22 protein-coding genes and 4 tRNA genes are annotated in these 24,831 nt (G+C 59.3%); 7 read left to right on the top strand and 19 right to left on the bottom strand.

Annotated features, from left to right (window positions below):
* Positions 1–45 precede the first annotated feature (45 nt).
* Together ATI02_RS20540 and ATI02_RS20535 are read left to right on the top strand one after the other, a co-directional pair.
* The gene (locus ATI02_RS20540; RefSeq protein ID WP_100847188.1) at positions 46–219 is read left to right on the top strand and encodes a DUF3094 family protein; all 174 of its coding nucleotides are present in this window, start codon (positions 46–48) and stop codon (positions 217–219) included.
* Positions 220–282: 63 nt separating this feature from the next.
* Entirely contained in the window at positions 283–1,581 is a 1,299-nt protein-coding gene (locus ATI02_RS20535) for an NAD(P)/FAD-dependent oxidoreductase (protein WP_100847187.1), read from the top strand.
* A 177-nt stretch (positions 1,582–1,758) separates the two neighbouring features.
* Here the strand turns inward: ATI02_RS20535 and ATI02_RS20530 are convergent.
* The 7 genes from ATI02_RS20530 to rluD form a co-directional block, all read right to left on the bottom strand.
* Positions 1,759–1,835: transfer RNA gene (locus ATI02_RS20530), tRNA-Pro, on the bottom strand.
* Between the two features lie 97 nt (positions 1,836–1,932).
* Positions 1,933–2,008, bottom strand: a tRNA-Lys gene (locus tag ATI02_RS20525).
* A gap of 5 nt (positions 2,009–2,013) precedes the next feature.
* A tRNA-Pro gene (locus ATI02_RS20520) sits at positions 2,014–2,090 on the bottom strand.
* A 9-nt stretch (positions 2,091–2,099) separates the two neighbouring features.
* Positions 2,100–2,175: transfer RNA gene (locus ATI02_RS20515), tRNA-Asn, on the bottom strand.
* 296 nt (positions 2,176–2,471) lie between these two features.
* Entirely contained in the window at positions 2,472–5,036 is a 2,565-nt protein-coding gene (gene clpB, locus ATI02_RS20510; protein WP_095189309.1) for an ATP-dependent chaperone ClpB, read from the bottom strand.
* A gap of 130 nt (positions 5,037–5,166) precedes the next feature.
* Positions 5,167–5,889 (bottom strand): peptidoglycan editing factor PgeF, encoded by a 723-nt coding sequence (pgeF, locus tag ATI02_RS20505; protein WP_095189310.1) that lies wholly within the window; start codon positions 5,887–5,889, stop codon positions 5,167–5,169.
* Positions 5,886–6,848 (bottom strand): 23S rRNA pseudouridine(1911/1915/1917) synthase RluD, encoded by a 963-nt coding sequence (rluD, locus tag ATI02_RS20500; RefSeq protein ID WP_095189311.1) that lies wholly within the window; start codon positions 6,846–6,848, stop codon positions 5,886–5,888. Before rluD ends, pgeF begins: the two co-directional genes overlap by 4 nt.
* A gap of 151 nt (positions 6,849–6,999) precedes the next feature.
* Between rluD and ATI02_RS20495 the strand changes: the two genes are divergently transcribed.
* The 4 genes from ATI02_RS20495 to ATI02_RS20480 all read left to right on the top strand — a co-directional run bounded on the left by ATI02_RS20495 (position 7,000) and on the right by ATI02_RS20480 (position 11,298).
* Positions 7,000–8,016 (top strand): outer membrane protein assembly factor BamD, encoded by a 1,017-nt coding sequence (locus tag ATI02_RS20495; RefSeq protein ID WP_100847186.1) that lies wholly within the window; start codon positions 7,000–7,002, stop codon positions 8,014–8,016.
* 126 nt (positions 8,017–8,142) lie between these two features.
* Positions 8,143–8,376, top strand: a complete 234-nt coding sequence (locus ATI02_RS32740; RefSeq protein WP_100847185.1) for a PP0621 family protein — start codon at positions 8,143–8,145, stop codon at positions 8,374–8,376.
* Positions 8,366–9,955, top strand: coding sequence for a sensor histidine kinase (locus ATI02_RS20485; RefSeq protein WP_100847184.1), 1,590 nt, complete (start codon positions 8,366–8,368; stop codon positions 9,953–9,955). The genes ATI02_RS32740 and ATI02_RS20485 overlap by 11 nt, the downstream gene beginning before the upstream one ends.
* On the top strand, positions 9,952–11,298 hold the full coding sequence (locus ATI02_RS20480; RefSeq protein WP_095189314.1) for a sigma-54-dependent transcriptional regulator: 1,347 nt from the start codon (positions 9,952–9,954) through the stop codon (positions 11,296–11,298). The genes ATI02_RS20485 and ATI02_RS20480 overlap by 4 nt, the downstream gene beginning before the upstream one ends.
* 129 nt (positions 11,299–11,427) lie before the next feature.
* Here the strand turns inward: ATI02_RS20480 and thiO are convergent, their stop codons facing one another.
* The 7 genes from thiO to ATI02_RS20445 are packed head-to-tail and all read right to left on the bottom strand — an operon-like array spanning position 11,428 to position 18,193.
* On the bottom strand, positions 11,428–12,528 hold the full coding sequence (thiO, locus tag ATI02_RS20475; RefSeq protein ID WP_100847183.1) for a glycine oxidase ThiO: 1,101 nt from the start codon (positions 12,526–12,528) through the stop codon (positions 11,428–11,430).
* A gap of 57 nt (positions 12,529–12,585) precedes the next feature.
* Positions 12,586–12,987: a type IV pilin protein gene (locus tag ATI02_RS20470; protein WP_100847182.1), complete on the bottom strand. Its 402-nt coding sequence runs from the start codon at positions 12,985–12,987 to the stop codon at positions 12,586–12,588.
* 15 nt (positions 12,988–13,002) lie between these two features.
* On the bottom strand, positions 13,003–16,086 hold the full coding sequence (locus tag ATI02_RS20465; RefSeq protein WP_100847181.1) for a pilus assembly protein: 3,084 nt from the start codon (positions 16,084–16,086) through the stop codon (positions 13,003–13,005).
* Positions 16,073–16,552, bottom strand: a complete 480-nt coding sequence (locus ATI02_RS20460; RefSeq protein ID WP_095189317.1) for a pilus assembly PilX family protein — start codon at positions 16,550–16,552, stop codon at positions 16,073–16,075. Before ATI02_RS20460 ends, ATI02_RS20465 begins: the two co-directional genes overlap by 14 nt.
* 11 nt (positions 16,553–16,563) lie before the next feature.
* Complete coding sequence (locus ATI02_RS20455; protein WP_100847180.1) at positions 16,564–17,277, bottom strand: PilW family protein; 714 nt, start codon at positions 17,275–17,277, stop codon at positions 16,564–16,566.
* Positions 17,274–17,723, bottom strand: coding sequence for a type IV pilus modification protein PilV (gene pilV, locus ATI02_RS20450; protein WP_100847179.1), 450 nt, complete (start codon positions 17,721–17,723; stop codon positions 17,274–17,276). The genes ATI02_RS20455 and pilV overlap by 4 nt, the downstream gene beginning before the upstream one ends.
* Positions 17,720–18,193 (bottom strand): GspH/FimT family pseudopilin, encoded by a 474-nt coding sequence (locus tag ATI02_RS20445; protein ID WP_100847178.1) that lies wholly within the window; start codon positions 18,191–18,193, stop codon positions 17,720–17,722. The genes pilV and ATI02_RS20445 overlap by 4 nt, the downstream gene beginning before the upstream one ends.
* Positions 18,194–18,323: 130 nt before the next feature.
* Here ATI02_RS20445 and ATI02_RS20440 point away from each other — a divergent pair, with 130 nt between their 5' ends.
* Positions 18,324–18,878, top strand: a complete 555-nt coding sequence (locus ATI02_RS20440) for a GspH/FimT family pseudopilin (RefSeq protein WP_100847177.1) — start codon at positions 18,324–18,326, stop codon at positions 18,876–18,878.
* On the opposite strand, the gene ispH is transcribed toward ATI02_RS20440, so the two are convergent.
* The 5 genes from ispH to ribF all read right to left on the bottom strand — a co-directional run bounded on the left by ispH (position 18,850) and on the right by ribF (position 24,719).
* Complete coding sequence (ispH, locus tag ATI02_RS20435; protein WP_100847176.1) at positions 18,850–19,794, bottom strand: 4-hydroxy-3-methylbut-2-enyl diphosphate reductase; 945 nt, start codon at positions 19,792–19,794, stop codon at positions 18,850–18,852. The genes ATI02_RS20440 and ispH overlap by 29 nt on opposite strands.
* A 191-nt stretch (positions 19,795–19,985) precedes the next feature.
* Entirely contained in the window at positions 19,986–20,423 is a 438-nt protein-coding gene (gene fkpB, locus ATI02_RS20425; protein ID WP_185037054.1) for an FKBP-type peptidyl-prolyl cis-trans isomerase, read from the bottom strand.
* A gap of 7 nt (positions 20,424–20,430) precedes the next feature.
* A complete protein-coding gene (gene lspA, locus ATI02_RS20420) occupies positions 20,431–20,943 on the bottom strand; it encodes a signal peptidase II (protein ID WP_100847174.1) in 513 nt (170 codons plus the stop codon).
* Positions 20,936–23,767, bottom strand: a complete 2,832-nt coding sequence (gene ileS, locus ATI02_RS20415; RefSeq protein WP_100847173.1) for an isoleucine--tRNA ligase — start codon at positions 23,765–23,767, stop codon at positions 20,936–20,938. Before ileS ends, lspA begins: the two co-directional genes overlap by 8 nt.
* Before the next feature lie 13 nt (positions 23,768–23,780).
* Entirely contained in the window at positions 23,781–24,719 is a 939-nt protein-coding gene (gene ribF, locus ATI02_RS20410; protein WP_167394884.1) for a bifunctional riboflavin kinase/FAD synthetase, read from the bottom strand.
* Positions 24,720–24,831 lie beyond the last annotated feature (112 nt).

The following is a 24,831-nucleotide window of genomic DNA, read 5'->3' as shown; positions in this document are numbered from 1 at the left end:
CTGTAGCTTCTGCACATTCAGCAACGTCTACCTGACGAGGCCTTTATGACCAGCCGCCTGAAACCCGAAGACCAAAAGCATGTCGAAGAGTACCTGCAACTGTCCCAACACCGTGTCGAGCGCCGGCCTTTCCGGCCGTGGATGCTCCTGGTGCTGGTGCTGGTAGTGACCATTGGTCTGGGCCTGTTGAGCCGATTTATCAGTTACCTGACGCTATGAGCAGCATCGCGCTCGCTCGGGTAACCGCACCGATTTCCTTTAAAAACCTTGCGAGTTATCCCCATGTCCCATCGTATTGTTATTGTCGGCGGCGGCGCCGGCGGTCTGGAGTTGGCTACCCGTCTGGGTAAGACTCTGGGCAAGCGCGGCACGGCCAGTGTGATGCTGGTCGACGCGAACCTGACGCACATCTGGAAACCGCTGTTGCACGAAGTGGCGGCTGGATCGCTGAACTCTTCCGAAGACGAACTCAACTATGTCGCCCAAGCCAAATGGAACCACTTCGAGTTCCAGCTGGGGCGCATGAGCGGGCTTGATCGCGCACAGAAAAAAATCCAGTTGGCCGCCACCTACGACGAAAACGGCGTAGAGCTGGTACCCGCGCGCGAAGTGGCCTATGACTCGCTGGTGATCAGCGTCGGCAGCACCACCAACGATTTCGGCACTCAAGGCGCGGCACAACATTGCCTGTTCCTCGATACCCGCAAACAGGCCGAGCGTTTTCACCAGCAATTGCTCAACCACTACCTGCGTGCCCATGCCGGGCAAACCGATGTGGTCGAGCAGATCAGCGTGGCCATCGTCGGCGCTGGCGCCACGGGCGTCGAACTGGCGGCAGAACTGCACAACGCAGCCCATGAGCTAGCAGCTTACGGCCTCGACCGGATCAAACCGGAAAACATGCACATCACCCTGATCGAAGCCGGGCCACGGGTGCTGCCAGCCCTGCCGGAGCGCATCGGCGGGCCGGTGCACAAGACCCTGGAGAAACTCGGGGTCAATGTAATGACCAATGCGTCGGTCAGCGAAGTGACGGCCGACAGCCTGATCACTGCCGATGGCAACGAAATCAAGGCCAGCCTGAAAGTTTGGGCAGCCGGTATTCGTGCGCCGGGTTTCCTCAAGGACATCGATGGCCTGGAAACCAACCGCATCAATCAGCTGCAAGTGCTGCCGACCCTGCAAACCACCCGCGACGAGAACATTTTCGCTTTCGGTGATTGCGCCGCGTGCCCCCAACCTGGCACCGACCGTAACGTGCCACCGCGTGCACAAGCCGCACACCAGCAGGCATCCTTGCTGGCCAAATCGCTGAAACTGCGCATCGAAGGCAAGACCCTGCCGGAGTACAAGTACACCGACTACGGCTCGTTGATTTCGCTGTCGCGTTTTTCGGCTGTGGGTAACTTGATGGGCAACCTCACCGGCAGCGTGATGCTCGAGGGCTGGCTGGCACGGATGTTTTACGTGTCGCTGTACCGCATGCACCAGATGGCGCTGTACGGGCCATTCCGCACGGCGATGCTGATGCTCGGCAGCAAGATTGGTCGTGGCACGGAACCGCGCCTGAAGCTGCACTGATTTAAAAACTGTGGGAGCGAGCCTGCTCGCGAAAGCGGTGTGTCAGTCGACGTCATTGTTGAATGACACAACCCCTTCGCGAGCAGGCTCGCTCCCACATTTGTTTCTGCTGTGCCATCGGGAATTTTTTGCAGGCAAAAAAAATCCCCGTATCTTTCGATACGAGGATTTTTAATATGGTCGGGGTAAGGGGATTCGAACTCCTGACATCCTGCTCCCAAAGCAGGCGCGCTACCGGACTGCGCTATACCCCGGTAAAAAAAAGGCGACCTTTCAAAGATCGCCTACTTCGATCAGCGCTTTTGGCCTCTGATCTTAAGATTCGATCCCAGCGCTAACTGGTTTCAAAAATGGTGGGTCGTGTGGGATTCGAACCTACGACCAATTGGTTAAAAGCCAACTGCTCTACCAACTGAGCTAACGACCCAAAAATGGTCGGGGTAAGGGGATTCGAACTCCTGACATCCTGCTCCCAAAGCAGGCGCGCTACCGGACTGCGCTATACCCCGGTTTGAAATTGGCTCCGTGACCAGGACTCGAACCTGGGACCCAATGATTAACAGTCATTTGCTCTACCGACTGAGCTATCACGGAACTACATATTTCAATTTACAACGGTGAAACTTGTTGCATCCAGTCACTCGTTCGCATCGCTGCGTTCGTGTGTCTGAGGCGCGCTATTCTACAACCTAGAACACCTCTGTCAACCCCCTAAATTGCTTTCAAGTTAATGATTTGCAACTTATTTCAGATTTCAACTCAGTGAGCTGAGACCGTCTTGGCGACTGACTGCGGGGCGCACTTTACAAGCCTTTTCCTTTGAGTTCAACAGCCTAACGAAAAAAAGGCCCCACAATGTGGGGCCTGCCAATTTTCATTGGTGTCTGGACTTAGTTGAAAACGATTTCGTCGTTCTCGACCGTGCCGGTTGCCGTGTCGCCTGGCATGAAGTGACCCGAAAGGATCAACTGCGCCAGCGGGTTTTCGATCCAGCGCTGAATCGCCCGTTTCAAAGGACGTGCGCCATAGACCGGGTCGTAACCGACGGCAATCAACTTGTCCATCGCTTCCGGGCTCAGTTCCAGCTTCAGCTCGCGCTCGGCCAGACGACTGCGCAGACGACCCAACTGGATCTCGGTAATGCCCGCGATCTGATCCCGCGCCAATGGCTCGAAGATCACCACTTCATCGACCCGGTTGATGAACTCCGGACGGAAATGACTGGTCAGCGCATCCATCACCGCTGCACGCTGGGCCTCACGATCACCTACCAGCTCCTGGATCTGCGACGAACCGAGGTTCGAGGTCATGACGATCACCGTATTGCGGAAGTCCACTGTACGGCCATGGCTGTCGGTCAGGCGCCCATCCTCAAGCACTTGCAGGAGGATGTTGAACACATCCGGATGCGCCTTCTCGACTTCGTCCAGCAGGATCACCGAGTAAGGCTTGCGCCGTACCGCTTCGGTCAGATAACCGCCCTCTTCGTAACCGACGTATCCCGGTGGCGCACCGATCAAACGAGCCACGGAGTGTTTCTCCATGAACTCGGACATGTCGATCCGCACCATCGCCTCTTCCGTATCAAAGAGGAATTCGGCCAGCGCCTTGCACAACTCGGTTTTACCGACTCCGGTAGGGCCGAGGAACATGAACGAGCCGCTTGGACGATTCGGGTCAGACAACCCGGCACGCGAACGACGCACCGCATTGGAAACCGCCACGACCGCTTCTTCCTGACCGATCACGCGCTTGTGCAACAGGCTTTCCATCTTCATCAGCTTGTCGCGCTCGCCTTCGAGCATTTTCGATACTGGAATGCCGGTCCACTTCGACACGACTTCAGCAATCTCTTCCTCAGTCACCTTACTGCGCAGCAACTGGTTTTCGCTTTTGCCGTGCTGATCGACCATTTGCAGACTGCGCTCCAGATCCGGGATCACACCGTACTGCAACTCGGCCATGCGGTTGAGGTCGCCTTTACGGCGCGCGGCTTCCAGTTCCTGACGCGACTGTTCGATCTTCTGCTGAATCTGCGCAGAACCCTGAACCTCGGCTTTTTCCGAATTCCAGATCTCTTCCAGATCCGAATACTCACGCTCAAGACGGACGATTTCTTCCTGGAGTTTTTCCAGGCGCTTCATCGCCGCTTCGTCGCTTTCTTTCTTCAGTGCCTGGGATTCCACCTTCAACTGAATCAGGCGACGCTCCAGACGATCGAGTACTTCCGGCTTGGAGTCGATCTCCATGCGGATACGGCTGGCGGCTTCGTCGATCAGGTCGATCGCCTTGTCCGGCAGTTGCCGATCAGTGATGTAACGATGGCTGAGCTTGGCCGCTGCAATGATCGCACCGTCAGTGATCGCGACCTTGTGGTGAACCTCGTAACGCTCCTTGAGGCCACGCAGGATCGCGATGGTGTCTTCTTCACTCGGCTCATCCACCAATACTTTCTGGAAGCGCCGTTCGAGGGCCGCGTCCTTCTCTATATATTGGCGGTACTCGTTCAGCGTGGTCGCGCCAACGCAGTGCAATTCGCCGCGTGCCAGGGCGGGTTTGAGCATGTTGCCAGCATCCATCGAGCCTTCGCCTTTACCGGCGCCGACCATGGTGTGCAGTTCGTCGATGAACAGAATGATCTGCCCTTCCTGCTTCGACAGCTCATTGAGCAGCGATTTCAGGCGCTCTTCGAATTCACCGCGGTACTTGGCACCGGCAATCAGCGCGCCCATGTCCAGCGACAGCAGACGCTTGCCCTTGAGGCCATCCGGCACTTCGCCGTTGATAATGCGCTGGGCCAGACCTTCGGCAATCGCGGTTTTACCCACGCCAGGCTCACCGATCAGCACCGGGTTGTTCTTGGTCCGGCGTTGCAGAACCTGAATGGTGCGACGGATTTCGTCGTCACGGCCGATCACCGGATCGAGCTTGCCGTCTTCGGCACGCTTGGTCAGGTCGACGGTGTATTTGTCCAGCGCCTGACGCGACTCTTCGTGGTTGGCGTCGTTAACCGCTTCGCCACCGCGCAGATTGTTGATCGCGTTTTCCAAGGCTTTCTTGCTCACGCCCTGGCCGAGCAGCAACTTGCCGAGCTTGCTGTTCTCGTCCATGGCGGCGAGCAACACCAGTTCGCTGGAAATGAACTGGTCGCCTTTCTGCTGGGCCAAACGATCAGCCTGATTGAGCAGGCGCGCCAGATCCTGCGACATGTTGACGTCGCCAGTCGGATTCTGGATTTTCGGTAATTGGTCGAGCTCTTTGGTCAGCTCTTTGCGCAAGCTGTTGACGTCAAAGCCGACTTGCATCAACAGGGGTTTGATCGAACCACCCTGCTGTTCAAGCATGGCTTGCATCAAGTGCGCCGGCTCGATGGCCGGATGATCGTGGCCAACAGCCAACGACTGGGCGTCGGACAAGGCCAACTGTAGTTTGCTGGTTAAACGGTCTATACGCATGGGTCACCTTCCTTTTGAGCAGGCCGGACCTAAAAACCATCCTGAATAAAGAAACCTGCCAGATACCACTGTAGATGCGGTCGATTCTGCGAGATTCAAGCGGCGGAGAGTTGATGCAGGTCAGGCAAGTCTAGCGGGTGAGCCAGATGAGGGAGGCAAAGCGACCGGTGCGCGACGCACGGCGATAGGAGAAGAAGCGCGGATCGGTCACGGTGCAGAAACCGCCACCATAAACAGCAGTGACACCGCGTTCAGCCAGACGCAGGCGCGCCAGCAGATAGATGTCAGCCATGAACTTGCCGGCATTGTGGCTCGGCAAAAAGGCTTCGGCCGCTGCGGGCAATTGATTGATGAAGACTTCCCGTACTTCCGGGCCTACTTCAAAGGCTTTCGGGCCGATGGCCGGGCCGAGCCAGACCAGCACCTCTTCAGCCGGGACATCGAGCGTGTCGAGCGTGGCTTCGAGTACACCCGCCGCCAGACCGCGCCAACCGGCATGGGCCGCCGCCACACGTGTGCCAGCACGATCGCAGAACAACGCCGGCAAGCAATCCGCCGTCATTGCCGCGCAGGCAATACCGGGCGTTGCTGTCCAGCTGGCGTCTGCTGTCGCAACAATGCCTGGGTCAGCATGTGCCACGGCAATACCGTGCACTTGCTGCAACCAGGCAGGCTTTATAGAGAAGTGATCAGTCAGGCGCCGACGGTTCTCGGCAACAGCCTCAGGACGGTCATCAACATGATCGCCCAGATTGAGGCTGTCGAACGGCGCCTCGCTGACACCACCCTCGCGGGTGGTGACGCAGGCTTTGACGCTGGCCGGCGCAGGCCAGTCCGGCGTCAGCCAGTTCATCCGACGAAAGCCTCGCGATCCTGCTTGAGCAGGGTCAGCAGCCAGACGAAATCTTCCGGCAACGGCGATTCCCAGCTCATGCGCTCACCGGTCGTCGGGTGATCCAGCTCAAGGAACCGCGCATGCAGAGCCTGCCGCGGGAAGTTCTTGAGGGTTTCGACCATGTTCAGGTTCGCAGCAGGCGGTATGCGGAAACGACCGCCGTACGCCGGATCGCCGACCAACGGGAAGTTGATGTGCGACATATGCACGCGAATCTGGTGAGTACGACCGGTTTCCAGTTTCACCCGAACATGAGTGTGAGAGCGGAAGCGCTCCAGCACGCGATAGTGGCTGACGGCAGGCTTGCCACCTTCCATCACCGCCATGCGCTGGCGTTGCTGGCCGTGACGACCGATCGGGGCATTGATTTTGCCACCGGCGGTGACAACACCGATCACGATGCACTCGTAGATCCGGCTGACGCTGCGACTCTGCAATTGAGTAACAAGCTTTGTCTGCGCCTGAATGGTCTTGGCCACCACCATCAGACCGGTGGTGTCCTTGTCCAGACGATGCACGATACCGGCGCGTGGGACATTGATAATGTCCGGCACATGGTGCAGCAAGGCGTTGAGCAGGGTGCCATCGGCGTGACCGGCAGCCGGGTGCACCACCAGGCCCGCAGGCTTGTTGATCACCAGGATGTCGTCGTCTTCATAGACGATGTCGAGCTCGATGTCCTGGGCGATCCACTCGCCCTGGGCTTCTTGCTCGGCAGTCAGTTCAAGGATGGCACCGCCGTGCACGATGTCGCGCGGGCGGATGACCGCCCCGTCCACAGTCAGGCGACCTTCTTTGATCCAGGCGGAAAGGCGCGAGCGTGAGTGCTCAGCGAAGAGTTGGGCAGCGACTTGATCGAGGCGTTGGCCGCCCAAATCGGACGGCACCTCTGCGCGAAGTTCAATTTTATCGGACATGCTCTGACTGTGCGTCGGCACAGCTTTTGGTTTCGGCTGCGCGCTTGTGGTTAAATACGGCGTCTTTTGCCCCGAGGCTTTTCAACGGGGCGCTCATCATAACAGGACGGCCCCGCCCAAGACAGCGGCCGTCATAGGGACGCAAGCCGCCATGCAAGTGAAACACCTGCTGCTGATCGCCATCCTCGCATTGACCGCTGCTTGCTCATCGAAGGAAGTCGTAGACGAAAACCTCAGCGAAGCCGAGCTGTATCAGCAGGCTCAGACTGACTTGGACAACAACAGCTACACCAGCGCCACAGCCAAGCTGAAGGCTCTGGAGTCGCGTTATCCGTTCGGTCGCTACGCCGATCAGGCACAGCTGGAGCTGATCTACGCCAACTATAAAAACGCCGAACCGGAAGCTGCAAAGTCCGCCGCCGAGCGTTTCATTCGTTTGCATCCGCAGCACCCGAACGTGGATTACGCGTATTACCTCAAAGGTCTGACTTCGTTCGACCAGGACGTCGGCCTGCTGGCGCGCTTCCTGCCGCTGGACATGACCAAGCGTGACCCGGGCGCCGCGCGCGACTCCTACAACGAGTTCGCCCAGCTGACCAGCCGCTATCCGAACAGTCGCTACGCGCCGGACGCCAAGCAGCGCATGATTTACCTGCGCAACCTGCTGGCCGCCTACGAAATCCACGTGGCCGACTACTACCTGACCCGTCAGGCGTACGTTGCCGCCGCCAACCGTGGCCGTTATGTAGTAGAAAACTTTCAGGAAACCCCATCGGTCGGCGACGGCCTGGCGGTAATGACTGAAGCCTATCAGCGTCTGCACCTGGACGATCTGGCGGCCACCAGCCTGGAAACCCTGAGACTCAACTACCCGAACCACCCGAGCCTGCAAGATGGCCAGTTCGTGCCTCGCGTTGCCGAAGCCGACAACCGTTCGTTTCTGAGCAAGGCGACGTTGGGTCTGATCGAGTCGCGTCCACCGCTGCCGCCGGGAGAGACCCGCGCCAACCAGGACGTGCAGAAGCAGTTCCAGGACGCGAAAGACGCGATCCCGAACGAGCTCAAGCCTAAAGACGAGAACGGCGACGTGATCGAAGAGCCAGAGCCTGAGTCGAGCGACACTGACCGCTCGTGGTTCAGCTACATGACTTTCGGCGTGTTCGACTGATCACACCGGATGCACAGAAAAGGGAGATCTTCGGATCTCCCTTTTTCATTGCCGCGCTTTAATAGGCTGTGCGCTGGTGAGGTCCTTGGCTAAACTGGCGAATCATCAGTCGAAAAGCCGCTCATCATGCTTCGTTTATTGTTCTGGATCGTCCTGATTTTTGCTGCGGTATGGCTGTGGCGCAAATTCAAGGCCCCCGCTGCCTCCGCACAGTCCCCTCGAGAGCAAGACGCCGCGCCGATGGTGCGCTGCGCTCATTGCGGCGTACACCTGCCCCGCGACCGTGCACTGAACCTTCAACAACAGTGGTATTGCAGCCAGGCTCACCTTGAGCAAGGCCCTGGTTCCAGTGATCGCTGAGGCCACCCACGCCAACAGCAAACAGGCTCAGCGTCTGCTGCGCCTTTATCATCTCTACCGCTTAAGTGTCGGCATCACGCTGGTGCTGCTGATCTCCAGCAACATGGACAACCGCCTGCTGACGTCGGCCAACGACGATCTGCTGCGCGGCGGCAGTTGGCTGTATCTGGTACTGAACATTCTGCTGGTGGTGTTCCTTGAGAACACCCGGCGACCAGCACAGTTGTTCAGCCTGGCCCTCGTCGATGTCCTGCTGCTGTGCGCTCTGTTCTTTGCCGCGGGCGGAGTCGCCAGCGCCTTCGGCAATTTGCTGGTGGTCTCGGTTGCGATCAGCAACACCCTGCTGCGCCGCCGCATCGGCATGCTGATCGCTGCCATTGGCGCTCTCGGGATTGTCGGCCTGAGTTTCCTGCTGAGTTTCAGCCATCCCCTGAGCGCCAATGAATACCTGCAGGCGGGCACCCTCGGCGCATTGTGTTTTGCCGCCTCGTTGCTGGTGCAGGGGCTGATCCGACGCCTTGAAGTCAGTGAAAACCTGGCTGAGCGGCGGGCCAGCGAAGTGGTTGGCCTTGAAGCCCTCAACGCGTTGATTCTGCAACGCATGCGCACCGGGATTCTGGTTCTCGACGAACAGCGCCGAGTACAACTGGCCAATCACAGCGCCCAAACCCTGCTCGCGCAATCACACCTTCAAGGGCACTTGATCGACGACTACTCGAGCGCTTTGGTCGATCGTCTGCAACTGTGGATGAACAACCCGACCCTGCGCCCACAGAGCCTGAAAATACCCGGCAACGGTCTGGAATTGCAGCCCAGCTTCATCGCTCTCGAACAGAGCCCCAATCAACAGACCCTCGTATTTCTTGAAGACCTGGCGCAAATCGCCCAACAGGCACAGCAACTGAAGCTTGCCGCGCTCGGGCGCCTGACCGCCGGTATCTCCCACGAAATTCGCAATCCACTGGGCGCCATCAGTCACGCCGCACAGCTATTGGCGGAATCCGAGGAACTCGATAGCGCGGATCGGCGTCTGACGCAGATCATTCAAGATCACTCCCAGCGCATGAATCGAGTTATCGAAAACGTCTTGCAACTGTCCCGCCGCCAACAGAGCGCACCGCAACGGCTGGATCTCAAGCCGTGGCTGGAACACTTCGTCAGCGAAAGCCGCGAACAGGCCACCGAGCGCCAGCGCATTCATCTGCGGATCAATTCAGGTGATTTCACCACCCTGATGGACCCCAACCAGCTCACGCAAACTCTCGACAATCTGTTACGCAACGGCTGGCGTCACAGCGCCCTGCTGCACGATCAGGCCGAGGTTTGGCTGGCCTTGTTTATCGACACCGACAGCCAGTTGGCCGTGCTCGAAGTGCAGGACAACGGCCCCGGCGTGGCGCTTGATGAACAGGCCCACCTGTTCGAACCGTTCTTTACCACCAGCAACCAGGGCACCGGCCTTGGGCTTTATCTGTCCCGTGAGCTGTGCGAAAGCAACCAGGCGCGCCTAGACTTCAAACCACGCCAAGGCGGCGGCTGCTTTCGCATCACCTTTGCTCACGGACGGAAACAAAGTTGAACACGAGCCCACGGCAAAAGATCCTCATCGTCGACGACGAACCGGATATCCGCGAACTCCTGGAAATCACCCTGGGACGGATGAAACTCAACACTTTCAGCGCTCGCAATCTCGGCGAAGCCCAGGCCCTGCTGCATCGCGAGACCTTCGACCTGTGCCTGACCGACATGCGCCTGCCCGACGGCACGGGGCTGGATTTGGTGCAGCACATCCAGCAACGCTATCCACAACTGCCGGTAGCGATGATCACCGCCTACGGCAGCCTCGAGACGGCAATCAATGCATTGAAGGCCGGGGCGTTCGACTTTCTGACCAAACCGGTGGATCTCACGCGCCTGCGCGAACTGGTCGCGACCGCCCTGCGTATGCCGACGGCAGGCAGCGCGGCGGTCTCGATTGATCGACGATTGCTGGGCGACTCGCTGCCGATGCGCACGCTGCGCAAGCAAATCGACAAACTCGCTCGCAGCCAGGCACCGGTTTACATCAGTGGTGAATCCGGCAGCGGCAAGGAACTGGTCGCGCGCCTGATTCACGAACAAGGGCCGCGCGCCGGCCAGCCGTTCGTACCGGTGAACTGCGGGGCGATTCCTTCGGAATTGATGGAAAGCGAATTCTTCGGCCATCGCAAAGGCAGTTTCACTGGTGCAGTCGAAGACAAGCCGGGACTGTTCCAGGCGGCACACGGCGGCACGCTGTTTCTTGATGAGGTGGCGGACCTGCCGCTGTCGATGCAGGTCAAGTTGCTGCGGGCGATTCAGGAGAAAGCCGTACGCAGCGTCGGCGGCCAGCAGGAAAGCGTGGTCGATGTGCGCATTCTCTGCGCAACCCACAAGGATCTCGATGCGGAAGTCGCCGCCGAGCGCTTTCGCCAGGATCTGTATTACCGGCTCAACGTGATCGAGTTGCGGGTGCCGTCCCTGCGCGAGCGCCGCGATGACATTGAAGCGCTGGCGGAACACATGCTCAAGCGCCTGGCCAAAGACTCGGGCCAACCGGCGGCAAGCCTGCATCCACAGGCGTTGGAAGCGCTGAAGAATTATCGCTTTCCGGGCAATGTGAGGGAGCTGGAGAACGTGCTCGAACGCGCGCACACGCTGTGCGAAAACCGCATGATCGAGGCTGAAGACCTGCGGCTGAGCGAAGGCAACTGTGCGGCGGATGGCGGGATTGCAGACCTGACACAGATCGACAATCTGGAGGACTACCTGGAGAGCGTCGAGCGCAAACTGATCTTGCAGGCGCTGGAGGAAACCCGCTGGAACCGCACGGCGGCGGCGCAGCGGTTGAGTCTTTCGTTCAGGTCAATGCGTTATCGCCTGAAAAAACTCGGTCTGGATTGAGGGCTCCTTCGCGAGCAAGCCCGCTCCCACAGTGGATCGGCGGTGAACACAAAATGTGTGAGCAGCCGAGATAACTGTGGGAGCGAGCCTGCTCGCGAAAGCGGTCTGTCGGACTCTGGAAATGTCTGACTAGATGCGGCCTTCAGGCGCATACGGCGCCGGATCAATAATCGGCGCCCGCCCCAGCATCACATCGGCAAACAACTGACACGACGCCGGCGCCAGCACCAACCCATTGCGGTAATGCCCGCAGTTCAGCCACAAACCGTCAAACCCCGGCACCCGACCAATGTAGGGAATCCCCTCCGGCGAGCCCGGGCGTAACCCTGCCCAATGCCCCACCACTTCGGCATCCGCCAGTGCCGGCAGCAACTCCACCGCCGAAGCCTTGAGGCTTTGCAGCGCTACATCGGTCGGGGTCTTGTCGAAGCCTTCATGTTCCAGCGTACTGCCAATCAGTATGTGCCCGTCGCGACGCGGAATCGCATAACGCCCCTTGGCCAGCACCATGCTCGGCAGAAAGTCCGCCGCACACTTGTAGAGAATCATCTGGCCTTTGACCGGCTCGACGGGCAGCGTCAGATCCAGCGTCTTGAGCAGATCACCGCTCCACGCGCCAGCCGTTAGGACGACCTGATCGCCAGTGATCACGCCAGTGGAAGTCTGTACGCCAACCACCCGCTCGCCTTCACGAACAAATCCACTGACCTCGCACTGCTCATGAATGATCACGTTCGGCAGCGCCAGCAACGCCGCTTTCAGCGACTTCACCAGCCGTGGATTACGCACGTTGGCCACGTCGGCCATGTAGATTGCCCGCGAGAATCCACCACCGAGCACCGGCACTGCATCGTGCGCCGCCGAGATATCCACAGCCCGCAGCGGGCGGCTCTCCCGTTCAGCCCACGCAAGCGCTTCTGCCTCATCATCCAGATCCAGCCAGTACAGGCCTGTGGTGTGGACTTCAGGATCGACACCGGTATCCGCAAACAGGCGTTCACCGAGCTGTGGATAAAAATCCTGAGACCAATGCGCCAGGGCGGTGACTGCCGGGCTATAGCGCCACGGATACAGCGGAGAAACGATACCGCCACCCGCCCAGGACGATTCCTGGCCGACATTCGAGCGGTCCAGCAGCACCACGCTGCGCACTTCGGAGGCGAGATTGTAGGCCGTCAGCAGGCCAATCACCCCGCCACCGACAATCACCACTTGCTGTTGCCTGGTCATGTTTGATCCAACCGTAAAAAAGACAGTGGGCGCAAAAGGCACCCGAAGATAAGCGCCTCAGCGGCCCCAGCAATCCTTGGTGGTCAGCCCGGTGGTCGCGTTGTTCATGCTTCTGACACCGGTGTTGGTCAGGGTGAAATCCCCGCACTTGTCGGTGGCCATGGCCGTGCCCGTTTTACGGACGGCAGTCAGCAGGAAGGTCTGATCAGTGATCGTCGGCGTGAGGGTGTAGAAATCATTGCCCGCGCTCAAACCGGTGATACCGGTGTAGACATTGTTCTTGGTGTAGAAACGTTCGAGGCTCTGTGCCTGTTCCGAGAGCAGCGACACCACTTCGGCGCGGCGGCCTTTCTTCACGTATTCGTTGTAACTTGGAATGCTGATGGTGAGCACAATCCCGATGATCGCAATCACGATCATGATTTCGATCAGGGTGAAACCTCGGTTGGATCTGCGCATGCCTCAAACTCTCACTTACTGTATTTGTCGCCACATGATACGACGACTGCCGCCGCCGCCCTTTTCTACAATGATGGTGATGGTGCCGCTGGTGTCGGTCATGCCTTTGCGTTTGCCGTCACTGGAGATGAAGTTCAACGTCGGAATGCCGCCAGTGAATATCACGCCACTGGAGATCGTGTCATTACTGTCGACCAGGCTGTCGGAATTGGTGTCGAGCACGGCGTAGTTGAGCATCTTACCGCTGAACGCATCGAGTTCGACCAGTTTGCCGGTACCGAAACTCGCACAGGGATCGGTGGTGTCGACGCTGGCCGTGGTGAAGACGATGCGGCCCAGCACGATACTCGCTTGATTAATCACCCGCTCGCCGGTCAGCACGTTGTTATACACCAGCGGCAAGTACCAGCCCTTCTCCCCCGGATACGTCGTGTCATTTTGCGATGTAGTCAGGAATTGCCCGGTGCTACCGGAGAATGAGCCAGTAATTGCCTGCGGCTGCAAACTGCTGACGGTCAACTGCCCGGCCCCGCCATCGGCATCCCACACTGAATAGAACGCCTGCAAATCCTTGTTGGTCTTGTCGGCGGTTTCGTTGAATTTACCGGTACCGACAAAGATCTGTTTGCCGCCGGCTGCGTTGTCCGCCAGCAAAGGTTGCGCCGTGATCGGCTGCGTCGCCCCGCCCGCCGTGGTGAAAAGCGGTTTGCCGGAAAACGCCACGCCCCAGCTGTCTGGCGCAGTGGCGCTGAGGTCGAATTTCCACAACCGCCCTTTCAAGTCACCGCCATAGGCAGCCTGCACCACGTTTTGCGAGTTGACCTTGAGCTTCACCGAGGACAAACCGTTGCTGGTGTCCGTACTGTCGACAACGATCTTTTTGATCAACGAACCGTCGCGTACATCCAGCACATACAGCGCTGCCAACCCCGAATTGCTGCCATAACCATTGGAGATAAACGCCGCCCAGCGACCATCGGCCAAGCGTGCCACTTCCGGTCGCGCATAGGCATAACCCAGATCATTAAAAACGTTGGCGGTGTTGGCGATGGCCGGCGCGCTGACTTCCCACAACGCACGCGTGACGTTGCCTGCGGAGGCATCGAACAGTTGCAGCGCATAGAAGGTTTTGCCACCCGCACCGGTGCCGCCAATGGCCAGGGTTTTCCAGGCGTTGTTAAGTTGCGCGTCATACACGCCGACCTGGCCGTCGACCAGAAACTTGTGGCTGACGCCATTGATGTAATTCGGGTCGGCGATCAAGCGCAACGACGGCAACACACTGGATGGCATGTAAGCGTAACGCCGGGTGCCATTGGCCGAGTTGATGACGTTGACGAAACCATCGTTGGCATTCACCACCAGGCTGGCGCTCATGTTCGCCGCTTTGGTCGTCAGGTAAGCGCTGTAAGTGGTGTCGTTCGACAGGTCCGAGGCGGTTTTGTCCGCAGGCGAGGCCAGCACCAGTGGCGAGTTGATGATGTCGCCGAGCAATACGCTGCGAACCTTGAGCCCGCTCTTGTTGGTGCCCTTGCTCCACTCCACCAGATCAATACCGGTGATGCCGGTGGGCAAACCTCCACTTAGCGTCGTCTGCTGCGCCGCGGAAAAATTACCGTAGGCCAGGGCGACGGCAGCGTTGCTTGAGGTGTTCCAGGATTGGTAAATCGGCGCGGTGGCCCCCGGAACAACTGTGGTGTCGGTGTTCCAGAGTGCCGTCGACGTATTAACGGTTCCGGCCGATGTGAAGCCGAATGCCTTGATCGTGCCGCGCCAATCCTTGGGATCATAGGTGGTCTGATAGAAACTGCTGCTACTGCTGAGTGTGGTCCCGCTGACAACACCGGCACCACCGGAACCGGCCTTGGAGGTGATGTCGCTCAGCGCCGATGACAACGCCGCATTGAGGCCAGCGCTGTCGGTTGCCTGATAGTAGCGACCCTGCCCGTAACTCGCCGCGTCCGAGAGCATGTCGTTGTCAGCGGCGAAGCCCACGGTGTAGGTGTTCATGTTCTGCTTGGGGAAATCCACTGCGCTCCAGCTCTTGCCTGCTGCGTCGGTGCCGGTCGAGCGCATGTCGATGTCGTAAGCAAATTTGGCGATATCGTCCAGATACAACGTGTCACCCTCACCGTCGCCGTTGAGGTTGTCGCCGTCATTGTTGACGCCGTCCCAGTTCGGCAAACGGTTCGTGGCCAACGGATCATTGGTCGGAAAGGTACGGTCGAACGTCGGCAAGCCGTCAGTGATCACCACGCCGTAATTTTTCTGGCAGCGGTACTGGATCGGACTCGTGTAGGTGCTCGGTGTACTGTTGTAGAACGGCGCCATGCCGCGCATGTAGCGAGTGACTTCGTAATAGGTTTCCGCCAATGGCGTGTTGGCCACGGCGCTCAAGTTGTTGATCGAGGAGATCAGCACGTTGTAATTGGAGTCAGCCTGGGCCTGGGTCACGCTGCCGGCGACCGGTGACAGATCAGCAATGGAACGGGCAATGTAACCACCACTGCCGGAATTGCTGCTGGTCGCCGGGTTGAACGTCGACAGGCCCATGCGCAAAGTCCGATTGCTGCTGACCAATGCCGTGGAAACGTTGCGTGCAACGTTGATGCGGTAATCGTTGGGGATCGCTCCTGTGGTGAAGTCGCGGGTGCCATTGTTGATCGCAAGACCGACCACGTAAGAAATGTAATCGTCCGAGTAACGGGTATTGCCGCCACCTACCGGATCCGGCAGTTTCAGGCACAACGGTGTCAGGCTGTTGTTGTAGAAGGCGTAGGCACCGCCGAAGCAGCCAGCAGTCGGCAAACTTGAGAGAAATATTGAATCACCGGTGATTGTCGTTGAGTTGAAGCACAGTCCAATGAAGGCATCACACTGGCGAGCCGGGGTGCGCGGCAGAGTCGGGTCGAACCCCACGGCGTAGATGATGCTGTTCATACTCCCCGAATCGTCGATCAGCAACATAACGTTCGGTGGCACCGCCGCCGCACTCAGCAAGGGCGAGTCAGACGGCGTGAACGCATAAGCCGGTGCGGCCAGATAGAAAGTCAGCAGCATGCCGGCCAGCAGAGATGCGCAGCGTTCAAAACTTCGCATAGATACTCTCCACAACGCTACGCGAAGTACCGGCGATGCCGACAGCGGTCACCCGGTAAAGGGTCGCTGACGTGTTGCTCGGCACATTCACGGCCGTCAGCGTCGTACCGATGTTCTGTACGCCATAGAAGCCGTTGCCTGTGGCGATCCAGAGTACCCCCGAGGTCGAATTGAGCCCCGCCGCACTCACCACCGACGACTCGGCCGGCGGCGCACATTGCGTCGTGCCGCTGCACACTGCCAAGGCAAAACTGTCCAGTTGCACCGCGCTCTCGCCCACACGCAACGCCGCTTCGGCGGTCTGAAATGATTGATTGCGCAGGCCTACGCTGCCGGCCATTTTTTCCTGCAGGTTGGCACTCTGCATCGATGACAGGCCGATCATCGTCATAAGCAACAGAAACACCAGGCTGACCAGCAGCACCATGCCGCTTTGCGTCTGACGCTGATGGAGAGAAATCCTCATCACCCTGGCCCTCACTGCAAGCGGTTGCGCAAAGCGGCAACCACATTGAAGGTTTGATTACGCACCCGGTTGTTGGGGTCGGCGAGGGTCAGGCTCAGGCGCACACTGCGAATACGCGCTGGATCACTTGGGTTGGTGCTGTAGGTCGAGGCTGCGACATCCGTCGCGGAACTCGCCAGACCGAACGTCACGTTGAAAGCACTGACGTTGTTCACCAGCACCTGTTGCGCCGGGTTGCCGCTGCCAGTACCCATCAATATCTGGTTGTTGCTGAAGCTGTAGATCAGACGTCGTATCGGGAAAGCGATCTGCCCGGTTGCCGGGCTTCGCAACCCGGTGTAGGCCGTCGCGCCGTTGCGGCAATCAGACAGCACCGTCCAGGTGGGTGTGCCGCCGCTGCCGCCGATATCCGCCGTGACCAGCGTCAACTTGAGATTGGCGTTATCCCAATTGATCGGCGTGATCTGCGCCGTATTGAAGTCCCCGGCATTGCTTGAATCGGTGATGGCGCCAAGGCAGCCGAACATTCCGACCATGCGGATTTCCTGAATCATTTTGCTCAACACGAAGCGCGCGTCTTCCTGCATGGCAGCAGCGGTGTTCTGGCTGACATAGGTATTTTTCGCCGCGATGAAAATCTGCACCACGCCCAAGACTACGATCAGTCCCAATGCCAGAGCGATCAGCAACTCGATCAGACCGAAACCACGTTGATGACGCGTCATGGTGTCGCCACCGGATCAACCGCTGCACGGCTGGTCAGCACAAAACTGCGCTGAGCGCTGGCGGTGTTGGCTGCCCGCGCATCACTCCAGGTAATGGTGATGGTGTACACGCGTTGATTGAGGGTAATGCTGCCGGTGGCGGTCGGACCGCCGAAGTTGACGATACTGGTGGTGAAATCGTAGAAATCCTGATCCCGGGCGTTGCCCAGGTTGGCCGAGGTTGGCGGCGTAATGGTGTAATTTGCACCGGAGTTGGCGCGTATGCGATCCATCATGTCGTAGGCGATGAAACTGGCCTGACTGGTCATTCGTGAACTGTCGGTGTACTTCAGTGCATTCAGTTGCACGGCTGCCGCGCCCAACAGCCCGACTGTCAGAATCAGCAACGCGACCAGCACTTCGATCAGCGTCATGCCCTGCTGAACGCCTTTGCTCCCTGCCCTCATCCGCAACTTCCACCCAGTTGAATTCGTCCGTTCAAACACACGTTAAGCGTCCTGCTTTGCGTTCCCAGCGTGTAACTGATGACCACCGCCGTCGAGGGTGCAGCCAGACCGCCGAGATTGTTGAAATCCAGCGCGGTCACTCCTGAGGTTAGCGTCAGAGTTGCGCCGCTGCTCATCGCCGGAACAACCCGCAACACATTGGCTGGAGTGCCAGTACTGTCGTAGACCGCCAGTTCGCCGGTCCAGGCGCTGCCCCCGGCGGTCGGACGCAGGCGCAGCGTCGCGCCGCGGTCAATCGCTTCGAGCCTGGCGAAATTGATCACCCGCTGCAGATCGCCCATTTCGGTATCGGCCTTGCTGCTTTGTATCGATCGGGTGAAAGCGGGCACCGCCAGTGTGATCAGGACCAAAAAAATCGCGATGGCGACCAGCAACTCGATCAGCGTGAAACCTTTTGTACGATGATCCATCGATGCCCTCCGTTGCCGTCGGCTATACCTGCTTCTACACGCTAGAACATTCAACCGGCCTGTGTCGGTTGATTTGCCCTGCCCGGCGCACCGATCGCGCCAGCCAACACACTCCATGGAGGGAGTTTTCATGCCGCAACAGGGTTTCAGCCTGATCGAACTGCTTATGGGACTGGCGATTGGCGCAATTGTTCTGCTGCTGGTCAGTCCGGCGTTTGCGGCGCTCACCGAATCCAATCAACGCGACCAGGCCGCGCAGGCGCTGCTCGACGGTATTCGCAATGCCCGCAGCATGGCGATTACACGTAACCAGAGCGTGGTGATTCACGGCATCAACGGCGACTGGGGTCAGGGCTGGCGGATCATTCTGGATATCAGCGGCAAGGGACCGGAGGACAGCAGCAATCCAATCCTGGCGGAACGCTCGAGTGATGCGAAGGTGCCGATCGTCGGCAATTGGTGGGTGAGTCGTTACGTGCGGTTCAGCAGCCTGGGGCAACCACTGATGCCGGGGAGGAAGTTTCAGGCAGGGACATTACATATTTGCTCGACCCGCGAGCCGGTCAGCCAGCGCCAGGTGGTGCTGGCGGCGACCGGTCGAGTGCGCTTGGGCAGTGAGAAGACTGAACAGGCGCTGTGTCAAAAAGCAGAAAGCGTCAGATCGAACGCACGCGCAGCTCTTTAGGCATCGAGAACGTGATGTTCTCTTCGCGTCCGGCCAACTCATCTGCACCGGTCGCACCCCAGGCCTGCAGTTGCTGGATCACGCCACGCACCAGCACCTCCGGCGCGGAAGCACCGGCGGTGATGCCGATACGCTCGACGCCATCGAACCAGCTCTTTTGCAAGTCTTCGGCACCGTCGATCAGGTAGGCCGGCGTGGACATGCGCTCAGCCAGTTCACGCAAGCGGTTGGAGTTGGAGCTGTTCGGGCTGCCGACTACCAGTACCACGTCGCACTCGTCGGCCAGTTGCTTGACCGCGTCCTGGCGGTTTTGCGTGGCGTAGCAGATGTCGTCCTTGCGCGGGCCGCCGATGGCCGGGAAACGCGTGCGCAGGGCATCGATGACGCGGCTGGTGTCGTCCATCGACAGTGTGGTCTGGGTGACGAATGCCAGTTTTTCAGGGTTATGCACTTGCAGCTCGGCCACGTCTTTCTCGTCTTCGACGAGGTAGATCGCGCCGCCATTGCTGGCGTCGTACTGGCCCATGGTGCCTTCTACTTCCGGGTGACCGGCGTGGCCAATCAGGATGCATTCACGACCGTCGCGGCTGTATTTCGCGACTTCGATGTGCACCTTGGTCACCAGTGGGCAGGTGGCGTCGAATACTTTCAGGCCACGGCCGGCAGCCTCGGTACGCACGGCTTTCGACACACCGTGAGCACTGAAGATCACGATGACGTCGTCCGGCACCTGATCCAGTTCTTCGACGAAGATCGCGCCACGGCTGCGCAGGTCTTCGACCACGAACTTGTTGTGCACCACTTCATGACGCACGTAGATCGGTGGCCCGAAGACTTCCAGGGCGCGGTTGACGATTTCGATCGCCCGGTCCACGCCGGCGCAGAAGCCACGGGGGTTGGCGAGTTTGATTTGCATGCTGTGCCTCGTGTCTTGCGCGCGAAAAATATGTACGTCCTGCTGATCAAGCACATTGCTCAAAAACAGCAAAAATCTAATGTGGGAGCGGGTTTGCTCGCGAAAGCGGTGTGTCAGACAACGTCTATGTTGAATGTCAGTCAGCATTCGCGAGCAAGCCCGCGCCCACATTTTTGACCGCGTGCGGTCAGTTACAGCGCTTTGACGTTGATGATTTCCACGTCAAAGGTCAGCGTCTTGCCAGAAAGCGGATGGTTGAAGTCAATGGTCACTTGCGCGTCATCGAATTCTTTTACCACGCCCGGCAATTCAGTATTGGCCGCATCGTTGAAGATCACCAGCAAACCCGGCGACAGCTCCATGTCGGCAAACTGCGAGCGCGGGATCACCTGCACGTTCTGCGGGTTCGGCTGGCCGAAAGCGTTTTCCGGCTCGACGGTCAGGGTACGCTTATCGCCGGCCTTGAAGCCGAACAATGCCGCTTCGAAACCCGGCAGCAGGTTGCCGTCGCCGACCTTGAAGGTCGCCGGGGCCTTGTCGAAAGTGCTGTCGACCGTGTCGCCATTCTCCAGGCGCAATGCAAAGTGCAAAGTGACTTCCGTGTTCTGGCCAATGCGTTGCTCAGCCAATACCTGTTCAGTCATGAACGGCCTCTTCGGTTTTCTTGGATTTGAACATGTCCAGTGCCAGCATCACCGCACCAACGGTGATGGCGCTGTCGGCGAAGTTGAACGCCGGGAAGTACCAGCGGTTCTGCCAGTGCACCAGAATGAAGTCGATCACATGGCCCAGGGCAATGCGGTCATACAGATTGCCCAGCGCACCGCCCAGCACCAGCGCCAGAGCAACGGCCAGCCAGGTTTCGTTGCGGCCCAGACGCTTGAGCCAGACCACCAGCACCGCACTGACCACGATGGCGATCAGGGCGAACAGCCAGCGCTGCCAGCCGGAGCTATCAGCCAGGAAGCTGAAGGCAGCGCCGGTGTTGTAGGCCAGCGTCCAGCTGAAGTAATCGGGAATGATCACGATCTGCTGGAACATTTCAAGCTTGTCTTCGAAGTAGAACTTGCTGGCCTGGTCGATGACCAGAACCAGCAAACTCAACCAGAGCCAGCTCAACCGTCCGAAACGGCTAACGGTATTAAGCATAGTGACGAACCTCGCCAGCGCCGCTGATGTTGTCGACGCAACGACCGCAGATTTCCGGATGCTCCGGGTTCACGCCGACGTCTTCGCGGCAGTGCCAGCAACGGGCGCACTTCGGGAAGGCCGATTTGACGATCTTCAGCTTCAAGCCGCTGACCTCGGTCGCTACCGCGTCGGCCGGAGCCTGCACGAACGGCGCAACACTGGCGGTCGAAGTGATCAGGACGAAGCGCAGTTCGTTACTGAGCTTGGCCAAATCGGCGCTCAGGGCATCTTCGGCGTACAGCGTCACTTCGGCTTGCAGGTTGCCACCGACGGCTTTGGCCGCGCGCTGGATTTCCATTTCTTTGTTGACCGCTACCTTGACCGCCATGACGCGTTCCCAGTATTCGCGGCCCAGTTCGACGTTGTCAGGCAGTTCGGTCAAACCTTCGTACCAGGTGTTGAGCATGACCGATTCGTTACGCTCGCCCGGCAGGTATTGCCACAGTTCGTCGGCGGTGAAGGCGAGGATCGGCGCGATCCAGCGCACCAGCGCTTCGGAGATGTGGAACAGCGCGGTTTGCGCCGAACGGCGGGCCTTGCTGTTGGCACCGGTGGTGTACTGACGGTCCTTGATGATGTCGAGGTAAAAACCGCCCAGCTCCTGCACGCAGAAGTTGTGGATCTTCGAGTAGACGTTCCAGAAACGGTATTCGCCGTAGTGCTCTTGCAGCTCGCGTTGCAGCAGCAAGGTGCGATCCACCGCCCAACGATCCAGCGCGAGCATTTCTTCGGCCGGCAGCAGGTCGGTGGCCGGGTTGAACCCGGTCAGGTTGGAAAGCAGGAAGCGTGCGGTGTTACGGATACGACGATAGGCGTCCGCGCTACGTTGCAGGATCTGCTCGGAAACAGCGATTTCACCGGAGTAGTCGGTCGACGCCACCCACAGACGCATGATGTCGGCGCCCAGGGTGTCGTTGACTTTTTGCGGCGCGATCACGTTGCCCAGCGATTTGGACATCTTGCGGCCAGCCTCGTCGACGGTGAAGCCGTGAGTCAGCAGCTCGCGGTATGGCGCGTGGTTGTCGATGGCACAACCAGTCAGCAAGGACGAGTGGAACCAGCCGCGGTGCTGGTCGGAACCTTCCAGGTACAGGTCGGCACGCGGGCCGGTCTCGTGGCCCATCGGGTGCGAACCGCGCAGGACGTGCCAGTGCGTGGTGCCCGAGTCGAACCAGACGTCGAGGGTGTCGCTGATCTTGTCGTACAGCGGCGCTTCATCGCCCAGCAGTTCGGCGGCGTCGAGCTTGAACCAGGCCTCGATGCCTTCGACTTCAACGCGCTTGGCGACTTCTTCCATCAGCTCGACGGTGCGTGGGTGCAGCTCGCCGCTTTCCTTGTTCAGGAAGAACGGGATCGGCACGCCCCAGTTGCGCTGACGCGAGATGCACCAGTCCGGACGGTTGGCGATCATCGAGTGCAGGCGCGCCTGGCCCCAGGCCGGAACGAACTTGGTCTCTTCGATGGCTTTGAGCGAGCGCACACGCAGGGTGTCGCCGCTGGTTGGCTCTTTGTCCATGCCGATGAACCACTGCGCGGTGGCGCGGTAGATCAGCGGGGTCTTGTGGCGCCAGCAGTGCATGTAGCTGTGTTCGATGATAGTGGTGTGCAGCAGCGCACCGACTTCGGTCAGTTTCTCGACGATGGCCGGGTTGGCCTTCCAGATGAACTGACCGCCAAAGAATTCCAGCGACGGCACGTAAACGCCGTTGCTCTGCACCGGATTGAGGATGTCGTCGTTGACCATGCCGTACTTCTTGCAGGTCACGAAGTCGTCCACGCCGTAGGCCGGAGCGGAGTGAACCACACCGGTGCCAGCGCCCAGCTCGACATAGTCAGCCAGATACACCGGCGACAGACGGTCGTAGAACGGGTGACGGAAGTTGATCAGTTCCAGCTCTTTACCGGTCGTGGTCGCGATGACCGAGCCTTCCAGGTTGTAACGAGCCAGGCAGGCTTCGACCAGCTCTTCAGCCAGCACCAGCAACTTGTCGCCGACATCAACCAGCGCGTAGTTGAATTCCGGGTGAACGTTCAGCGCCTGGTTGGCCGGGATGGTCCACGGGGTGGTGGTCCAGATCACGATCGAGGCAGGTTTGCCCAGCGACGGCAAGCCGAACGCGGCAGCCAGTCTGGCTTCATCAGCGATCGGGAATGCCACGTCGATGGTCGACGACTTCTTGTTTTCGTACTCGACTTCGGCTTCGGCCAGCGCCGAACCGCAGTCGAAGCACCAGTTCACTGGCTTGAGGCCCTTGAACACGAAACCGCCCTTGACGATTTCGGCGAGGGCGCGGATTTCACCGGCCTCGTTGGTAAAGTTCATGGTCTTGTACGGGTTGGCGAAGTCGCCCAGCACGCCGAGACGGATGAACTCGCTCTTCTGCCCTTCGATCTGCTCGGTGGCGTAGGCACGGCACAGTTCGCGGGTCTTGTCCGCGCCCAGGTTCTTGCCGTGGGTCACCTCAACCTTGTGCTCGATCGGCAGGCCGTGGCAATCCCAACCCGGAACGTACGGCGCGTCGAAACCCGAAAGGGTTTTCGAGCGGATGATCATGTCCTTGAGAATCTTGTTCAGTGCGTGACCGATGTGGATCGTGCCGTTGGCATACGGAGGGCCGTCGTGCAGAACGAACTTCGGACGATCCTTGCCAATCTCGCGCAACTTTCCGTACAGGCCAATACTGTCCCAGCGCTGCAGGATCTGCGGTTCGCGCTGTGGCAGGCCGGCCTTCATTGGGAAGGCGGTGTCCGGAAGGTTTAGCGTGGCTTTATAGTCGGTCATTTAAGGCTCTTCATTAGCGATGGGCGCTAGGTGCGGCTAGTGCACGGGCGGTGGCGACATCCGCATTGATCGCCGTTTTCAGCGCCTCCAGGGAGGCGAATCGCTGTTCTTCACGCAGCTTTTGGTGGAAAACCACCGTCAAACGCCGGTCATACAGATCGCCGGCAAAATCGAGAAGATGGACTTCAAGGTGGGCCTTGCCATCACCTTGCACCGTGGGCCGTACGCCGATATTGGCGACGCCGGGCCAGGTCTTGCCGTCGATGTCCACATCCACCAGATAAACCCCGGTGAACGGCACGCGACGACGCTTGAGTTGAATATTGGCAGTGGGCGTACCCAGTTGCCGGGCCAGTTTCTGGCCATGCAGCACGCGACCGGCAATGCGGTAAGGGCGGCCCAGCAGGCGTTCGGCCAAGGCAAAATCGGCGGCGGCCAACGCGTTGCGCACTTGCGTGCTGCTGACACGAATGCCATCCAGCTCGACGGTTTGTGCAGCTTCGACGCTAAAACCGTGAACCTGCCCGGCCTGCAGCAGGAAATCGAAATCGCCGAGGCGGTCGCAACCGAAGCGGAAATCGTCACCGACCTCAAGATGCTGCACGCCGAGACCGTCTACCAGAATGGTATCGACGAACTCACTGGCGCTGAGCTTGCTCAGACGCTGGTTGAAGGCCAGGCACAAGACCCGGTCAACGCCTTCGGCCGCCAGCAGTTGCAGTTTGTCGCGCAACCGCGCCAAACGTGCCGGCGCGGTCTCGGGGGCAAAGAATTCCCGTGGCTGCGGCTCGAAAATCACCACGCAGCTGGGTACGCCCAACTCGAGCGCACGCTCACGCAGCCGGGCCAGGATAGCCTGGTGACCACGGTGAACACCGTCAAAGTTGCCAATAGTGGCGACGCAGCCCCGATGCTGGGGGCGCAAGTTGTGGAGGCCTCGAACCAGCTGCATAACGCGCTTCTTGCTCATAAAGTGGCCGATTATAACCACACCCGGCGACAGACGACAGGCAACACCGTAACGCAAAGTGATCAAGCCGACAAAACTGCCGGCCCGTGCCCGA

This window comes from Pseudomonas baetica, from assembly GCF_002813455.1.
Classification (GTDB): domain Bacteria; phylum Pseudomonadota; class Gammaproteobacteria; order Pseudomonadales; family Pseudomonadaceae; genus Aquipseudomonas; species Aquipseudomonas baetica.
This window is presented reverse-complemented; position numbering and strand designations above follow the sequence as displayed.

Excerpts from the sequence above, each read along its gene's own strand:
- lspA (WP_100847174.1), bottom strand. The coding sequence starts at position 20,943 with ATGCTTAATACCGTTAGCCGTTTCGGACGGTTGAGCTGGCTCTGGTTG.
- ispH (WP_100847176.1), bottom strand. The coding sequence starts at position 19,794 with ATGCAAATCAAACTCGCCAACCCCCGTGGCTTCTGCGCCGGCGTGGAC.
- clpB (WP_095189309.1), bottom strand. The coding sequence starts at position 5,036 with ATGCGTATAGACCGTTTAACCAGCAAACTACAGTTGGCCTTGTCCGAC.
- ileS (WP_100847173.1), bottom strand. The coding sequence starts at position 23,767 with ATGACCGACTATAAAGCCACGCTAAACCTTCCGGACACCGCCTTCCCA.
- ATI02_RS20465 (WP_100847181.1), bottom strand. The coding sequence starts at position 16,086 with ATGCGAAGTTTTGAACGCTGCGCATCTCTGCTGGCCGGCATGCTGCTG.
- ATI02_RS20440 (WP_100847177.1), top strand. The coding sequence starts at position 18,324 with ATGCCGCAACAGGGTTTCAGCCTGATCGAACTGCTTATGGGACTGGCG.
- ATI02_RS20470 (WP_100847182.1), bottom strand. The coding sequence starts at position 12,987 with ATGCGCAGATCCAACCGAGGTTTCACCCTGATCGAAATCATGATCGTG.
- pilV (WP_100847179.1), bottom strand. The coding sequence starts at position 17,723 with ATGAGGGCAGGGAGCAAAGGCGTTCAGCAGGGCATGACGCTGATCGAA.
- ATI02_RS20535 (WP_100847187.1), top strand. The coding sequence starts at position 283 with ATGTCCCATCGTATTGTTATTGTCGGCGGCGGCGCCGGCGGTCTGGAG.
- ATI02_RS20460 (WP_095189317.1), bottom strand. The coding sequence starts at position 16,552 with ATGAGGATTTCTCTCCATCAGCGTCAGACGCAAAGCGGCATGGTGCTG.
- pgeF (WP_095189310.1), bottom strand. The coding sequence starts at position 5,889 with ATGAACTGGCTGACGCCGGACTGGCCTGCGCCGGCCAGCGTCAAAGCC.
- thiO (WP_100847183.1), bottom strand. The coding sequence starts at position 12,528 with ATGACCAGGCAACAGCAAGTGGTGATTGTCGGTGGCGGGGTGATTGGC.
- ATI02_RS20495 (WP_100847186.1), top strand. The coding sequence starts at position 7,000 with ATGCAAGTGAAACACCTGCTGCTGATCGCCATCCTCGCATTGACCGCT.
- ATI02_RS20540 (WP_100847188.1), top strand. The coding sequence starts at position 46 with ATGACCAGCCGCCTGAAACCCGAAGACCAAAAGCATGTCGAAGAGTAC.
- rluD (WP_095189311.1), bottom strand. The coding sequence starts at position 6,848 with ATGTCCGATAAAATTGAACTTCGCGCAGAGGTGCCGTCCGATTTGGGC.
- ribF (WP_167394884.1), bottom strand. The coding sequence starts at position 24,719 with ATGCAGCTGGTTCGAGGCCTCCACAACTTGCGCCCCCAGCATCGGGGC.
- ATI02_RS20445 (WP_100847178.1), bottom strand. The coding sequence starts at position 18,193 with ATGGATCATCGTACAAAAGGTTTCACGCTGATCGAGTTGCTGGTCGCC.
- ATI02_RS32740 (WP_100847185.1), top strand. The coding sequence starts at position 8,143 with ATGCTTCGTTTATTGTTCTGGATCGTCCTGATTTTTGCTGCGGTATGG.
- ATI02_RS20455 (WP_100847180.1), bottom strand. The coding sequence starts at position 17,277 with ATGACGCGTCATCAACGTGGTTTCGGTCTGATCGAGTTGCTGATCGCT.